The sequence below is a fragment of the Arthrobacter sp. B10-11 genome (assembly GCF_033142195.1).
In the GTDB taxonomy this organism is placed as follows: domain Bacteria; phylum Actinomycetota; class Actinomycetes; order Actinomycetales; family Micrococcaceae; genus Arthrobacter; species Arthrobacter oryzae_C.
On sequence record NZ_JAWMTH010000005.1, the window covers coordinates 41,674 to 57,301 of the forward strand.

The 15,628-nt window shown below is 66.3% G+C and carries 12 protein-coding genes; 1 reads left to right on the forward strand and 11 read right to left on the reverse strand.

The window, feature by feature from the left end; translation table 11 throughout:
* Nucleotides 1-76 precede the first annotated feature (76 nt).
* The 9 genes from RW112_RS15780 to RW112_RS15820 all read right to left on the reverse strand — a co-directional run bounded on the left by RW112_RS15780 (nucleotide 77) and on the right by RW112_RS15820 (nucleotide 11,793).
* Complete coding sequence (locus RW112_RS15780; protein ID WP_317782692.1) at nucleotides 77-1,606, reverse strand: hypothetical protein; 1,530 nt, start codon at nucleotides 1,604-1,606, stop codon at nucleotides 77-79.
* Between the two features lie 86 nt (nucleotides 1,607-1,692).
* Nucleotides 1,693-2,508 carry a hypothetical protein gene (locus RW112_RS15785; RefSeq protein ID WP_317782693.1) on the reverse strand — a complete coding sequence of 272 codons (816 nt, stop codon included), beginning with the start codon at nucleotides 2,506-2,508 and terminating at the stop codon, nucleotides 1,693-1,695.
* Between the two features lie 261 nt (nucleotides 2,509-2,769).
* Complete coding sequence (locus RW112_RS15790; RefSeq protein ID WP_317782694.1) at nucleotides 2,770-3,840, reverse strand: Gfo/Idh/MocA family oxidoreductase; 1,071 nt, start codon at nucleotides 3,838-3,840, stop codon at nucleotides 2,770-2,772.
* Nucleotides 3,841-4,072: 232 nt separating this feature from the next.
* Nucleotides 4,073-4,780 (reverse strand): ABC transporter ATP-binding protein, encoded by a 708-nt coding sequence (locus RW112_RS15795; RefSeq protein WP_317782695.1) that lies wholly within the window; start codon nucleotides 4,778-4,780, stop codon nucleotides 4,073-4,075.
* Nucleotides 4,781-4,782: 2 nt separating this feature from the next.
* Complete coding sequence (locus tag RW112_RS15800) at nucleotides 4,783-6,234, reverse strand: ABC transporter permease (protein WP_317782696.1); 1,452 nt, start codon at nucleotides 6,232-6,234, stop codon at nucleotides 4,783-4,785.
* Nucleotides 6,235-6,443: 209 nt separating this feature from the next.
* The gene (locus tag RW112_RS15805) at nucleotides 6,444-7,544 is read right to left on the reverse strand and encodes a sugar-binding protein (protein ID WP_317782697.1); all 1,101 of its coding nucleotides are present in this window, start codon (nucleotides 7,542-7,544) and stop codon (nucleotides 6,444-6,446) included.
* Between the two features lie 50 nt (nucleotides 7,545-7,594).
* A complete protein-coding gene (gene mmsB / locus RW112_RS15810) occupies nucleotides 7,595-8,866 on the reverse strand; it encodes a multiple monosaccharide ABC transporter permease (protein WP_317782698.1) in 1,272 nt (423 codons plus the stop codon).
* A gap of 45 nt (nucleotides 8,867-8,911) precedes the next feature.
* On the reverse strand, nucleotides 8,912-10,471 hold the full coding sequence (gene mmsA, locus RW112_RS15815; protein WP_317782699.1) for a multiple monosaccharide ABC transporter ATP-binding protein: 1,560 nt from the start codon (nucleotides 10,469-10,471) through the stop codon (nucleotides 8,912-8,914).
* A gap of 131 nt (nucleotides 10,472-10,602) precedes the next feature.
* A complete protein-coding gene (locus RW112_RS15820; RefSeq protein WP_317782700.1) occupies nucleotides 10,603-11,793 on the reverse strand; it encodes an ROK family transcriptional regulator in 1,191 nt (396 codons plus the stop codon).
* A gap of 225 nt (nucleotides 11,794-12,018) precedes the next feature.
* On the opposite strand from RW112_RS15820, the gene RW112_RS15825 reads away from it, so the two are divergent.
* Nucleotides 12,019-12,825 (forward strand): nitrilase-related carbon-nitrogen hydrolase, encoded by an 807-nt coding sequence (locus RW112_RS15825; RefSeq protein WP_317782701.1) that lies wholly within the window; start codon nucleotides 12,019-12,021, stop codon nucleotides 12,823-12,825.
* On the opposite strand, the gene RW112_RS15830 is transcribed toward RW112_RS15825, so the two are convergent.
* Together RW112_RS15830 and alr are read right to left on the reverse strand one after the other, a co-directional pair.
* The gene (locus RW112_RS15830) at nucleotides 12,795-14,399 is read right to left on the reverse strand and encodes a PucR family transcriptional regulator (RefSeq protein WP_317782935.1); all 1,605 of its coding nucleotides are present in this window, start codon (nucleotides 14,397-14,399) and stop codon (nucleotides 12,795-12,797) included. The two genes, RW112_RS15825 and RW112_RS15830, sit on opposite strands and share 31 nt — an antisense overlap.
* Entirely contained in the window at nucleotides 14,389-15,597 is a 1,209-nt protein-coding gene (alr, locus tag RW112_RS15835) for an alanine racemase (protein ID WP_317782702.1), read from the reverse strand. The genes RW112_RS15830 and alr overlap by 11 nt, the downstream gene beginning before the upstream one ends.
* Nucleotides 15,598-15,628 lie beyond the last annotated feature (31 nt).

The following is a 15,628-nucleotide window of genomic DNA, read 5'->3' on the forward strand; positions in this document are numbered from 1 at the left end:
GGATCTGGCGGTGGATGGAGGTGGGGCCGGGGAAGCCCTGAGCGGCTTCCCCGGCCGGCCTATTCCGCCAGCGGGCCTAAGCCTTCTTACGCCGTGCCAGCACCAGCATGATGATCATGCCACCGGCGAGGAGGAGAAGGGCTGCAATCACCACCTCAAGGTTGGCCCCCGTGGCGGCGAGCCCCGGTGACTTGCTGGCTGCCGCGGCACTGGCACTCGTGGCAACCTGCGATGCGGCCGACGGGTTCAAGCCGTATCCGGCAGCGGCACCGCCCGGGCTGGTGACAACGGGGACGCTGACGCCCGGCATGGTGCCGGTGGCGGGACCACCCGGGGTAATGACTCCGGTTGCGGGTCCGCCGGTTGACGGGACTTCAGTCGACGGTCCGCCGGTTGACGGGACGCCGGTCGTAGGGCCCCCGGTTGCGGGGCCGCCAATACCCAGATCCACGCCGAGGTCAATTCCCGTGTCGGTTCCGGTGTTGGTGCCGGTGTCGCTCGAACCGCCGACGCCGAGGTCGATTGCGGTGTCGGTTCCGGCATTCGTGCCGGCGTCAGCCGTACCCAGGTTGAGGTCGACGGCGGCGGCGAGGTCGGCGGTGGTGGTGTCCGTTCCTGCCGTGCCCGTGTCAGCGGCACCCAGGTTGAGGTCGACGGCGGCGGCGAGGTCGGCGGTGGTGGTGTCCGATCCTGCCGTCCCCGTGTCAGCGGCACCCAGGTTGAGGTCGACGGCGGCGGCGAGGTCGGCGGTGGTGGTGTCCGTTCCTGCCGTGCCCGTGTCAGCGGCACCCAGGTTGAGGTCGACGGCGGCGGCGAGGTCGGCGGTGGTGGTGTCCGTTCCTGCCGTCCCCGTGTCTGCCGTACCCAGGTTGACGTCGACGGCGGCGGCGAGGTCGCCGGTTGTGGTGTCCGTTCCTGCCGTCCCCGTGTCAGCGGCACCCAGGTTGACGTCGACGAGAGCGGCGAGGTCGGCGGTGGTGGTGTCCGATCCTGCCGTCCCCGTGTCTGCTGCACCCAGGTTGACGTCGACGAGAGCGGCGAGGTCGCCGGTGGTGGTGTCGGACCCTGCCGTGCCCGTGTCTGCTGCACCCAGGTTGATGTCGACGAGAGCGGCGAGGTCGGTGGTGCCCGTGTCTGCCGTACCCAGGTTGACGTCGACAAGGGCGGCGAGGTCGGCGGTGGTGGTGTCCGATCCTGCCGTCCCCGTGTCAGCGGCACCCAGGTTGACGTCGACAAGGGCGGCGAGGTCGCCGGTGGTGGTGTCCGATCCTGCCGTCCCCGTGTCAGCGGCACCCAGGTTGACGTCGACAAGGGCGCCGAGGTCGGCGGTGGTGGTGTCCGATCCTGCCGTCCCCGTGTCTGCCGTACCCAGGTTGAGGTCGACGGCGGCGTTGAGGTCAGTCGTGCTGTTTTCCGGCGTTGAGTCACCCAGTAGGCCCAACGACGAGTTCGCGGCTACAGCCGCTGAGACCGTGGCGGTAGTGCCGGATGTGAGACCATCCGACCCGCTTGTTGTGTCCGCGGCGCTTGCAGCGGTGCTGCCGAGGGCTATGAGTCCTCCGGCAAAGAGGGTGCTGAGCAGCCCCCTGCGCATATTTGTATGCATGGTGAAATCTCCTGAAAGTTGTGGTGGGGCGCCTTAAGGCAGCCCGGATGGCCGTTTTCCCGCGCAGAAGCGCAGGCAAGGCCTATCTAGTCAGGAGATGAACCGGGGTCGAAAGACACCGGCGCAGGGGCGTTCTGCAAGGGGCCGCTGACGGGGAATACGCCGGTCAGCGGAACGTCAAGATGGAAAGTCGAAAGCCAGGCTGTGCCGCCTGCGCCGCCGCTTGAAGACTGGCTGCTACCCGAACCGGAGCCCGGAACAGCAGGTAATTCGGATGGACCCGGGCTTCCCCCATGGGGGCCGGGTGACTCGAGGCTTCCGGCCTGAGCCGGAGCAGGCCTCAGCGTGCCTGAGACAGCGGCCGAGAATGGCGCCACTGCCTTTGCCGTGACGTCGGCGGCCGCAGGTCTGCCAGCTCGCTCAGTGTCCGCAAGAAGGGGCAATGCCACAGCCGGTGTGTTGCTTGCTGCACCCGCGGCGTCCGGCACAGTGAGGACCGGCGCTGCGATGTTGTCCGGAAGCGAATCAACGCCATCCAGCAGATTGCTGACCGGTTCCACGACGGGCTCAAGAACGGGCAGGGTATCGCCTGCCGCTGGCAGGACTTCCTGGGCGATCCCGGCGACAATGCCGTCGGCTGCGTCGATCACCGGTGCCGTGACGGCACCTACACTGCCGGTTGGGACGATCTGGTTCACCACCGGGACAGCTGCAATCACATGGTCCACGGCGCCGGTGAGGGGCTGGACAAGTCCGGCAGGTTCAGTGGAGCTTGGCTCGGCGGGCAGTACCGTGACGTCGGCCGGGGCTGCGACCGGAGTAGGGGATGAAGCCGCGCCGGCCAGGATGTCCCCAACGGGGCTGGTAGCGGCCTCCCTGACCGAAGAAACTGAAGAGCTCACGCCGCTCAACAGTGATCCAGGGTCGGATGCTCCATCGGCGCTGGCTCCAGGGGCTGACAGTGTCAGCCAAGCTGTGGCTGCTGCGCCCGCAAGCAGCAACGGCCGGAGCGCGCGCCATGACAAAAGTTCCATGCGCAGCACCCCCCGGCTCCTCGAAATTTCGACGATTGCCTACAGCCTAAACACGACCGAGAGCAGGAGTCCAGACTTTTTTGCCAATAGTCCGGCGAATTGATTATTTTCCGACGCCGGCCGACCGGCTTAGTGTGCGTCGTTCGGGTAGGTCACGCCGAGCTGCGCACGCGCGCCGTCGAACAGCCTCATGACGTTCAGCGAATCCTCAAGCGGCATCACCGGGCTCTCTGTCAGACCCTGCTGGATGCATCGCGTGACCTCGCGGAGCTCGTAGGTGTAGCCGCGGCCCACTACGTCGAAGTGCTCAACCCGCGGTTCATCCATGCCGATTCTTACCCGCAGTTCCTTGGGGTTATTGATGGAACCTACCGACTGCAAATACCCCAGGTTCCCGGCGACGGTGGCTGTTCGCGGGCCGTAGGCCATGAGCGACGACGTCAGTTGGGCCTGCGCACCGTGGTGGTATCCGAGCGTCAACGCGTTCTGGGAATCCACGCCGTCGTCGTTGACAGTGCCCGTGGCACTGACGGACTGGGGCAAGCCCAACGTTCCCAGCGCCCACAACAGAGGGTAAACGGTCAGGTCAAGGAGTGCGCCGCCGCCGTCCTTGAGGGCCCAGATGCGGGCGGAGGGGGAGTAGGGCGCCGGGAAACCGAGATCGGCGGTCACCCACTGGATGGTGCCGAGTTCGCCGGACGCCGCGATGTCGAAGGCGCGCTGCATGCTGGGCAGGAACCTGCTCCACATGGCTTCCATCAGGAAAAGCTTCCGGGAACGTGCGAGGGCCACGAGCTCGGCGGCCTCCCGCGCGTTGATGGTCAGGGCCTTTTCGCAGAGCACGTGCTTGCCGGCACTAAGTGCCGCCAGCGCGACTTCATAGTGATGGGCGTGCGGAGTAGCCACGTAGATAACATCCACCGCGGGGTCCGCCAGCAGCCGCTGGTAGCCGATCCCGCTGTCACCTTCACCGTATGCCTTGGCAAAACCGTACTTGGCCGCGAACGCATCCGCCGTCGCCTGGTTCCGGGAGCTGACCGCGTAGAGTTCCGCATCGGCGAGGTGGACGAGGTCCTGCACCACGGACTGGGCAATGCCGCCGGTGGCCACCACTCCCCACCGCAGCGTACGTCCTGTAGCGGATCGGGGATCCTGGTCGGTCTGGCTGAACAGCCACGGCTTCGCAATGGGGGCACTCATTGTGCCATCCTCTCACCCGGCTGAGAGAGCGTTCGGGAAATCCGCGCAACGGCTGAGAGAGCATCCGAATGTTTCACGCGAAAAGTGCGAGAGGATCGGCGTAAGAGCGGCAGGAACTGAGAGAGCGTCGCCTTAAAGGCCGCAGGGGCTGGGAGAGCGTCGCCTTAAAGGCCGCAGGGGCTGAGAGAGCGTTGCACGTCCCCTCAGCCCCTGCGCCTGGTCGGCCGGCCAGCTACGCGGTGGCTGCCGCTGCCACCCGCGTGCGGGCGGGCTCCTCGGTGAGGCGCCCCTGCTGGAGCCGGAAGCGGCGGTCCGTCTTGTTGGCGAGCTGGCGGTCGTGCGTGACCACCAGGACGGTGGTGTTGTGGTCGCGGCTCAGCGAGCTGAGGAGCTCGAAGATGTGTTCACCGGTCTGCTCGTCAAGGTTGCCCGTGGGCTCGTCGGCGAGGATCAGCTTGGGCTCATTGGCCAGGGCGCGGGCAATCGCAACACGCTGCTGCTCGCCGCCGGACAGCCGGTTGATGCGGCGCACGTGCTTCTCCGGATCCAACTGCACCTGCTCCAGCAGTTCCTTGGCGCGGGCAAGCCGTACGGCTTTGCGGACCCCGGCGAATTCCATCGGCAGCATCACGTTGTCCACGGCGGACAGGTTGGGAATCAGGTTGAACTGCTGGAAGACGAAGCCGATGTCGCGGCGCCGGTACTCCGTCAGCTTGCCGTCCGGCATGCTCGCCAGGCTGACGCCGTTGACGACGACGTCTCCGCTGGTGGGCTTGTCCAGAGCCCCCAGCAGGGACAACAGGGTGCTCTTGCCGCTGCCGCTCTTGCCCACGATGGAGGCGAGCGTTCCCTGTTCCAGTTCAAAGCTGACGTCGTTGACGGGTTTGATGGTGCGGTCGCCGGACTTGAAGGTGCGGACGAGGTTCTTGACTTCGATCATGGCTACTCTCCTCGGAGGACTTCGATGGGACGGATGCGGGCTGTCAGGAGTGCCGGGACCAGCGCGCCGATGATGGCCACGCCGAACACTGCGGCGATGCCGGCGGCGATCACGCCGGGGGAGGCGCTCGCAGTGACGCTCGTCAGGAGCTGGGACGCTCCGCCGAACGGCCCGTTCTGGCCGACGGGGAGACCAGCGCCGCCGCCCGGGAAGCCGGCCGCCCCGCCGGGCATGCCGCGCCCCGTGGTTGCCGCCGTCGTCGTACTGGTGTTGGAGCTGATCAGTGCGGAGGCGATGCCTCCGCTGGCGAAGGAGGCGACGGCGGCACCCACCACGCTGCCGAGCGCCACCAGGACCAGCGCCTCCAGGACGAACTGGAGCCCGATGGTGCTGTTGGGGGCGCCGATCGCCTTGAGCACTCCGATTTCACGACGGCGCTCGCGGACCAGCATCACCATGATCAGCAGGATGATCAGGCCGGCCGTTCCCAGTGCCGCGACGAACGCGATGAACGAGATGTTCTTGACGCTGTCCAGCGAGCTGACGGCGGTTTCGAGGTTCTGGCCCTGGGTGACGTCGGCCTTGTCGGTGCCGAGTGCGTCCTGGAGGGCGGTCTTCGTCGCATCGACGTTTTCCAGGGTGTCCACCGTGACGATCATCGTGGACAGTTCGCCGGGAAGTTCCGCCAGTGTCTGGGCGGAAGGAAGCGTCACGTACAAGGCGTTGTTGCCGAACGTGGTGCCCGCGTCGAACAGGCCGGCAACGGTGTAGGTCTGGTCATTGATGGTGAACGTGGAGCCCACCGACAGGCCGTTCTTTTCGGCGAGCGTGGCGCCCAGGAGGGCATTGCTGGATTCCGCGGTGTAGTCGCCCAGGCCGGTGCCGTCGGTGATGTCAAGGGCCTTGCCCGTGCTGTCCACCTCGGCGCCGATTCCGGTGGCGGTGATCGGGAGACTGCGGACCGGCTGGGTGGCACCGGTGCTGCCGGTGGTCCCATCTGCCGCCTGGTTGCGGCCGCCGAGCGTTCCGGCGTCGACGGCGGCCGTGAGGCTGGTGGTCAGCGTGGTGGTGGCCTGCCCGCCGGGTCCGCCCTGGCCCCCGCCGGGACCTGCCGCCTGGGTTCCGGAGGCCTGTGCAGCCGCTTCAGTTGCGTTCCGAAGCCGGAGCGCTTTGGTGCCGACGACGCCGGTCACGTTGGGTACAGCGGCCGCGGTTGCGGCCTGCTCTGCGGTGAGCGGCTCGCCACCGCCTTCGAAGCCCTGGCCGCCCGCCGGATTGACAGTCAGGACGGTGCCCACGGATGCGTTCAGTTCAGTGACTTTGGCGGCAACCGCCTGGTTGGCCACCAGCATGGACAGGGCCAGGCCGATCGCCACGGCCAAAACCGCCACCACGGCCCCGGTTCGGACCTTGTTTCTGAAGGCATTGCCTACACTTCGGGCGAGGACGCTCACGGTACTCCTAGGATCTCTGGCCGGACGGACTGACCGGCTGCTGATCCAACAGTGGTGCGCGCGGCTGTGCGGAGGACGGGCCGAAGCTATGTTTGCGCTGTGAAGGCGGGTGTCCCTGCGGGAACGCAAGAGCCCCGGCCCACCCTCTCGGGTAGGCCGGGGCTCTTACTGCAGTCGGAGGCGCCGCAGCGCCGACTACCGGAGATCGGCTACTTGGTGATCGGGCCGAGTACCGGATCGTCCACGTAGGCGGTCTTGACGTTCTCCTTGGTCACGATGACCGGATCCAGCAGGTAGGCCGGGACGGTCTTGACCGTGTTGTTGTAGGACTTGTCATCGTTGATCTCAGGCGTCTTGCCGGCCTGGATGTCCTTGACCATGGTGATCGCGTGCTCAACGAGCTTGCGGGTGTCCTTGTTGATGGTGGAGTACTGCTCGCCGGCCATGATGGACTTGACGGACTCAACCTCGGAGTCCTGGCCGGTGATGACAGGAAGCGGCTTGCCGGCCGCCTTGACGGAGGTCAGCACCGCACGTGCCAGGGTGTCGTTCGGGGACAGGACGCCGTCCAGGGAAGCGGTGTTGTAGCTGCCGGTCAGCAGGGTGTCTGCCCGGCGCTGGGCGTTCTCAGCCTTCCAGCCCTGGGTCACAGCCTGTTCGAACGAGGTCTGGCCGGAGACAACCTTGAGCGTGCCGTCGTCGATCTTCGGCTTGAGGACGCTCATGGCGCCGTCGAAGAAGACCTTGGCGTTGGCGTCGTCCGGGGAACCGGCGAACAGTTCGATGTTGTACGGGCCGGAGGGCTTCTTGGCCTTCATGCCGTCCAGCAGGGCCTGGCCCTGGAGCTCACCGACCTTGAAGTTGTCGTAGGCCACGTAGTAGTCCACGTTGTCGGTGTTCAGGAGCAGGCGGTCGTAGGCGATGATGGTGGCGCCGGAGTCCTTGGCCTGCTTGAGCTGGGTGCCCAGCTGGGCGCCGTCGATGGCACCCACGATGATGACCTTTGCACCCTTGGTGACCATCGCGCTGATCTGGTTCTGCTGCTCGGAGACGCCGCCGTTGGCGAACTGCACGTCAGCCTTGAAACCGGCTCCGTTCAGCCCGTCGTTGAACAGCTTCTCGGCCAGCACCCAGTTTTCACTGGTCTTCTGGGGGAGCGCGACGCCGATCGAGGAGTTCTTGGGGAATGCCTCGCCGCCGCCCGTGCCACCGCCTGTGGTGCCGGTTTCAGAGCGGCCGCAGGCTGTCAGCGCCAGTGCCGCAATAGCAGCGATTGCTGCTGCCTTTCCTGCTTTACCAATCATTTGCATTGCTTGGTTCACTTTCTATAGATGGTGTGCGGAGATTCGTGGGGAAGCGCTCAGGCTTCCTTGCGGATGACGTCCTTGGTGGCTGTCGTCTCGTCCGGCTGGAGTTCGGTGCTCTTGCCGCCGAAGTTTTTCATCATCATGCCGATGATGGATTTCTTGCCCTGGGTCTTGTTGTAGACGTCGAAGGCGACGGCGATCAGGAGGACGAGGCCCTTGATGATCTGCGTGAGGTCCGCGCCGACGCCCAGGAGCTGCAGGCCGTTGTTCAGGACGGCCATGACCAGGCCTCCGACGATCGAGCCGATCACGGTGCCCACGCCGCCGGTCACTGCGGCGCCGCCGATGAACACGGCGGCGATGGCGTCCAGTTCCCAGCCGACGCCGTCGAACGGGCCGGAGGCGGTGGAGCGGCCCACGAAGATCATGCCGGCCAGGCCGGCGAGGATGGACATGTTCATCATGACCAGGAAGTTGACCTTCTTGGACTGCACCCCGGAGAGCTCAGCGGCGTGGCGGTTGCCGCCGACGGCGTAGATGTGGCGGCCCACGATGGTCTTGGAGGAGATGAAGCCGTAGATGATCACGAGGGCTGCCAGGATCAGGCCGGGAATCGGGAAGGACGTGCCCGGGCGGCCGGTGGCGAACAGGTACGTGGCGTAGAGGATGGCGCCGCAGATCAGGACCAGCTTGAGGATCATCACCCAGGCTTCGGGGACTTCAGCACCGAGGGCAATGGCCCGGCGGCGTGAACGCACTTCGCTGAAGATCACGAATGCGACAGCCAGGATGCCGAGGATCAGGGTCCAGTTGTTGTACCCCGTGTTCGGCCCGAATTCAGGAAGGTAGCCGGAACCGATCGTCTGGAAGTCCGCAGGCACGGGGATGGTGTTGGACTTGCCGACGTACTGGTTGAAGCCGCGGAAGAGCAGCATGCCGGCGAGGGTCACGATGAAGGCGGGTATGCCCACATAGGCCGTCCAGAACCCTTGCCACGCCCCGATCAGCGCCCCGAGGGCCAGGCCGAGGAGGACGCCGGCGTACCAGGGGATGCCCCAGTCACGGATCGCCAGGGCCACGGTGACGCCGACGAATGCTGCCACGGAACCCACGGAGAGGTCGATGTGGCCGGCGATGATGACCAGCACCATGCCGATGGCCAGGATCAGGATGTAGGAGTTGCCGTTGAAGAGGTTGATGACGTTGCCCGGGGTGAGCGTGCGGCCCTCGGTGAAAATCTGGAAAAAGACGATCAGTGCAACCAGGGCGAAGATCATGCCGAATTGGCGGGTGTTGCCGCCAAATAGCTTCTTGAGCGCGTTCATTGTTTCGGTCCTTGTGTCTGGAAGGTTCTGGAGTTATCCAGAAGGTCAGGCGGCGGTCTTGCGGGCGGATGTCATGAGCTTCATCAGGCTTTCCTGGCTGGCTTCATCCTTGTTCAGGACACCGGTGATGGCGCCTTCGAAGATGGTGTAGATGCGGTCGGAGAGGCCCAGCAGTTCCGGCAACTCGGAGGAGATCACGATCACTCCCTTGCCCTGGTTGGCCAGCTGCTGGATGATGCCGTAGATCTCGTACTTGGCGCCCACATCGATGCCGCGGGTGGGCTCATCCAGGATCAGCAGGTCCGGATCGGTGAACATCCATTTGGCGAGCACCACCTTCTGCTGGTTCCCGCCCGAGAGCTTGGCGACGCCTTCTTCCACTGAAGGTGTCTTGGTGCGCAGCGACTTCCGGTACTGCTCCGCGACCGTGAATTCCTTGTTGGGATCCACGACGTTGTGCCTGCTGATCTTCTTCAGGTTCGCCGCAACGGTGGTGGTCTTGATGTCATCCAGGAGGTTCAGTCCCAGCGACTTGCGGTCCTCGGTGACGTAGCCCAGGCCCGCATCGATCGCCTGGCGGACGGTGCGGAGCGTGAGCTCCTTGCCGTCCTTATAGATGTGCCCGGAAATGAACCGGCCGTAAGAGCGGCCGAACACGGAACGGGCCAGCTCGGTACGGCCGGCGCCCATGAGCCCGGCGAAACCGACAATCTCGCCGCGGCGGACGAAGAAGCTGGAATTCTTGCAGACCAGGCGGTCCTGGATCTGCGGGTGGCCCACGTTCCAGTCCTTGACCTCGAAGAACACCTCGCCGATCTTCGGCTCGTGGTCCGGGAAACGTGATTCGAGTGTGCGGCCCACCATGCCCTTGATGATGCGGTCCTCGTCCACTCCGTCGGCCTTCACGTCGAGGGTTTCGATGGACTTGCCGTCACGGATGATGGTGATGGAATCCGCGATCTGCTCGATCTCGTTGAGCTTGTGGGAAATGATGATGGACGTGATGCCGCGGCCCTTGAGCCCCAGCATGAGGTCCAGCAGGTGCTGGGAGTCGGACTCGTTCAGCGCCGCCGTGGGCTCGTCCAGGATCAGGAGCTTCACCGATTTGCTCAGCGCCTTGGCGATCTCCACGAGCTGCTGCTTGCCGACGCCGATTTCCTTGATGGCGGTATCCGGATCCTCGCGCAGGCCCACCCGGGCCAGCAGTTCGGTGGACCGCGTCCGGGCTTCGGCCCAGTCGATGATGCCGCGCTTGGTGGGTTCGTTGCCCAGGAAGATGTTCTCCATGATGGAGAGTTCCGGGATGAGCGCGAGTTCCTGGTGGATGATCACGATGCCGGCCTGCTCGCTGGCCCGGATGTCCCGGAACTGCTGGACCTCGTTCTGGTAAACGATGTCGCCGCTGTAGGTGCCATACGGGTACACGCCGGACAGGACCTTCATGAGGGTGGACTTGCCGGCGCCGTTCTCACCGCAGATGGCGTGGATCTCGCCGGCCTTCACCCGCAGGCTTACCTCGGACAAAGCTTTAACGCCGGGAAATTCCTTGGTGATGGACCGCATCTCAAGAAGGATCGGATCGCTGTTCGTGGTCTGGGACGTCATTTGCCCTTACGCCTCCAATGCATGACTTCGTTGTCCGCCCCGCAAACCGCAGGGCCGTCTGATGAAAAAGTAAACTGGATCACAGCCCTTGTCGTCAAGTCTTTAACGCAACAGCCGGATAACGAAAAGATTCAGGAGCGGCGGATTCCCGCATGCTGGAACACCAGGGCGGCCGCCCCGAGCGCCTCCGCCCGGTCCCCGAGGGAGGACATGGTGAGCGTTGTGGTTTCCCCGATGACGGGCACGGCGTGGCGCACAAGGCCCCGCCTGATGGGATCCAGGAGGAGGTCTCCGAGCCCGGCCAGCGGACCGCCCACCACAATTACTTCGGGGTTGATGAGGTTGGCCACATTGCCCAGTGCCCGGCCCACGGCCAGGCCGGCGTCGTCGATGACACGCAGGGTGGCGGAGTCCCGCTCCAGCGCTTTGCGGACGATGTCCTCCGCGCTGAGCGGCTTCTCCTCGCCCCGGCCGAGGAGCTCGATCATGGTGGTGGTGGAGGCGATGGTCTCCAGGCACCCGCGGTTCCCGCAGCGGCAGATCAGGCCGTGTTCGTGGATGGTGGCGTGGCCTATTTCGCCGGTGATCCCCACGTTGCCGTAGTACGGGGCGCCGTTGAGGATCAGTCCGGCGCCGATGCCCGAACCGATCTTCATGAACATCAGGTTGCTGATGCCGCTGTGGGGACCCCACGTCACCTCGGCCAAGGCGCCAAGATTGGCGTCGTTGTCAATAAAGACGGGGAAATTCAGGGTCTCTTCGAGGTACTGCAGGATGTTGATTCCCACCCACTCGGGCAGGATCGCCCCCTGCGCCACGGTGCCTGTCCGGCGGTCGATGGGGCCCGGGATTCCGACGCCGGCGCCGACGATCGCGCTGCGTTCCACGCCGCTTTCGGCCAGCAGTTTGGCCAGGAGTTCGACGGCGGCGCTAATGCCTTCGTCCGCGTGGTGGCCGAGCGGCAGCAGTACTGATTCCTCAGCGATGATGTGGTAGCTCAGCGTCGCGAGGACCACACGGAGGTGGCGGCGGCCGAAGTCGATCCCCACGGCCACGGCCCCGTTGCTGTTGAGCCGGACGTTCAGTGCCCGGCGGCCGGAACTGGTGGTCGGTTCCGTGGACGCCAGCCCGGCGTCCTGCATGATTTTGACGATGTTGGAGACCGTGGCCGTGGAAAGGCCGGTCTGCCGGGCGAGTTCAGCCTGGGTTGACGGGCCGTTCAGCAGGCACTCGATGATCCGTTGCTGGTTCAGGTGCCTCAAAGCGGACTGTGAACCAGGATTTTTGGTTCGGCTCCTCGTTGAGCGCGGTGATGAGGGCATGCAATGAAGCGTGCACCATCTGCACCGTTGTAGTCAAGAAGTTAACGCAAGGCACAAGTACAATGCCCGCGCCGCGCACGCGGACGTTCCGCACTGCAGGGCCCGTTTTCCGGGTGGAAATGCACCTACGGCCCAGTCTGCACCTTGGCTACGCTGGGAGGAAGAGGCTGCAACAAGAGGCGTTCCGTGCTTCCCGCGGCCGTCCCGGAGACTATAGAGGTGGTAATGGTGCTGCTGGCACTCCTGCAAGCGAACGCCGCGGTCCTTGATGTGGAAGCAAACTGCGGGACGGTCGACGACGCTGCGCGGACCGCCGCCGCGGCCGGAGCCCGGGTCCTGCTCACCCCGGAATTGTTCCCGGTGGGATATGCGCCGCGCCGGGTCCGGGCCGAACTGGATCCCGGCACGCTCCCGTCCATCCGCTCGACGCTGGCCGGCATCGCCCGGAGGAACGGGATTGCCCTGGTCTACAGCCTGCCCGCCGTTCGCCCGGACGGGCGGTGGCAGATCACCTCCACCCTGGTGGACCATGAGGGCGCGGAGCTGTTGAACTACGCCAAAGTGCACCTGTTCGGGGCGGAGGAACGTGGGGCGTTCAGCCCGGCGGCCGAACCTCCCGCCGTCGTCGACTTCCTGGGGATCAGGACGTCCATGGTGATCTGTTACGACGTCGAGTTCCCCGAAGCGGTGCGGGCCGCCGCCGTCCGCGGCGCCGAACTCCTGCTGGTTCCCACCGCCCTGTCCCGGGGGTTCGATTCCGTACCCCAGGTCCTGCTGCGCGCCCGGGCGCTGGAAAGCCAGCTGACCGTGGCCTATGCCAACCATGCGGGGGAGGAGGACGGCCTGGAGTTCCTGGGCGGCAGCGTCATTGCGGGTCCCGACGGCGCCCTGCTGGCCGCGGCCGGTCCGGCGCCGGAGCTGCTGTTCGCGGATGTGTCCGCAGCAAGCGCCCGCGACGCGCGAGAGGTGGTGCCGTACCTTCGGGAGCGCCGGCCGGACCTCTATGGCGCTTGGGAGTCGTCCACGTACTGAAGGGCAAACCAGAGTTCCGCGCGTACCTGGGCCAGGTTGAGATCCGTGTCCAGCAGCTCAGCAAGGGCGTTGACCTGGCGGCGGACACTGTTGCGGTGCAGGCCCAAAGCCTTGGCCGTGGCGTCCCAGCTCCCGTTCTCACCCAGCCAGGTCCGCAGCACCGCCAGCTGGGCGTCCCGCCGCTCGGGATCCTCCTGGCTGAGCACCGGTTCCAGCAGCCGGGCCGCCAGCATGGTTCCGGCCTCGCGGCCGAGAAGTCCCGCCACGGACCAGGTCACCTCGTCCACCCGGGCGCTCCGGCCGGTTGCCTCTACCCGCGCCCGCAGTGACGTCACCCGCCGGTAGGCGGACGCCAGTTCCTGGAACTCCGTGGCATCCCCGACCACCAGCCGCCAGCCAAGCGCTTCCGTCTCGGCGAGCAGGGCATCGTCCACCTTCAGGCGGGTAATGGCTGTGAAGCCGTAGTCGGTGATCTCCACCAGTTTGGTGTCGAACATCCGGCGCCACTGCAGCAGTTCCCGCACGGGACTGTCGCCGGGCCCGCCGGGCTCCGCCTTCACGCCCTGGACCACCCGCAGCGGGGCCGAGCGCGTGGAGGAAATGCTCTGTGCCAGGAGGTCCCGGAGCCCGTTGACGTGCTTCGTGCCGCCCGAGGTGGCGGTGTCCGGGTGCAGCAGGAGCGCCGTCGCCAGTTGGCTCGGCGCCAGCGAGCCGCTGGTCCGCTGCCGCACCAGCAGTTCCAGGAGCCCCACCACGGAGGACACCACACTGTTCTGCGCCGGCGTGAGGGGCCCGCCGGATCCCAGGACCAGCCCGCCGAGGTTGGCATCCCGGGTGCTGCGGAGGGGATGGCCGAACACCAGGGACGAACCCGGTTCCTCGAGGGACTCCATTTCCACCCTGGGGCCGCTGCCGGCCAGTAGTCGCTTCAGCAGCGGCTGCAGGGCCGAAAGTTCGACGGCGCCGGGCGGGCTGGCGCTTCCGGCGGCCGAAGACCGGGCGCGGACCCGGCCGTCGGCTCCGACGAGCAGTGCCCAGACCGGAACCCGTTGCGCCAGTGCCGCAAGGAGTTCGTGTTCCGGCCTGGCTGAAAGGACCGCCCGCATCAGCTGCCGGTTGGTGTCCGCCAATTGCCGGAACACCCGGGCGTTGTCCGATTCCAGCAGCTGCGAAAAAGCCAGTCCGATCGCCGCAAACGGGACAGTCCTGGGGAACTCCACCAGCGTCAGGTTGTGGCGCCGGCAGGCTGCGATTAGCGCCTCGGGAACAGCATCGAAGTACGGTTCCAGCCCGAACCCCAGGGCCCCCACGCCGGCGCCGACAAGCCGCTGCACGTACGCATCCACCTTCACCGGGCTGCCGCCGTCGCCGAGGAACGGCAGCCCGGCAGTGAGGATGAACTCGCCGTCTAGCAGGTAGGGCGTGGGGTCCTCCAGTTCGCTCGGCTCCACCCAGCGCAGCATGCCGGCACCGTTGCCGCCATCGTGCAGTATTTTCAGCTCCGGCGGCAGCGTCTGCAGGAACTGCTCCAGCGTGACGAAGCCGAGCCGTTCGGCAGCGGCCTCAGGCGCCAACGGGACCACCGGCCTCCTGGTAATCCGGGCACTCGTAGGCCCGCGGCAGGCGCGGGGCGATCCGATTGATGATCTCGTCGCCGTGACTGCCGATTGCCGCGCCCCAGTCATCGGCGCTCGCCGCCCCGGTGCTCGGGTCACCAAATAGCACAGCTGTGTCACCAACGGCCACGCCGCTGGAATCCGGGCCCAGGTCCACCATGAACTGGTCCATGCAGACCTTGCCGATCACCGGAACCCGGCGGCCCCCGAGGAGGATCAGGCTGCGGCCCGAGATGCCTTTGGGGATGCCGTCCGCGTAGCCCAGCGGGATCAGCCCCAGGTACCTCGGCTCGTGGGTGATGGCCTGGTGCTCGTAGCTGACGCCGGTTCCTGCCGGGACTTTCTTGACCAGCACCACGGGCGCAGTAACGGTGAGCGCGGGGCGCAGGCCGAAGTCGGCCGGGGCAAGGTGGTCCGCGGGGGCCAGTCCGTAGAAAGCCAGGCCGGCCCGCACCATGTCGAACGCGAACTCGGGCCGGTCCAGGATGTTGGCGGAACTCGAAACGTGCCGGAGGGCGGGGTCGAGGCCGGCAGCCCGGGCCGCGCGGACGGCCTTTTCGAAAGCATCCACAGCCGCCACATTGGCAGGGTGCGCGGGAACATCGGCCCAGGCCAGATGCGTCCAGACGCCCCGGACCAGGAGCGTGCCGTCGCGCTCCGCCGCCCGGGCAGCGGTGACAAGCTCCGCCCAGTCCTCCGTCCGCGCGCCGCCGCGGCTCAGTCCCGTGTCCAGTTCGAGGTGGACGACGGCGGGGCGGCCCAGCAGGCGGGCGATACCGGCCACGACGTCGAGCTGCGCGACGCTGCCCAGCGACACATCGACGTCGTACTCCAGCGCTTCCCTGATGGTCCCGCTGGAGGCGGCCGCGAGGTAAAGCCACGACAGCACCGGGGCGGTGATTCCTGCCCGGCGCAGCGCGATCGCCTCGTGAAGCTGCGCCGTCCCCAGCCAGTCCGCGCCCGCGGACAGGGCGGTACGGGCGACGTCCACGAGTCCGTGGCCGTAGGCGTTGCCCTTCACCACGGCCATGAAGTGGGGCGCCGCTGAGCGCTCGCGGAGCGTGCGGATGTTGTCTGAAATGGCCGAGAGGTCAACGCTGACCTGCCCGGTGAGCGCCGTATTCCGCGGGCTCTTACTGTGTGCATTAAGTCTCATGCCAGATCACTATAGGTCATTTTGCACAACC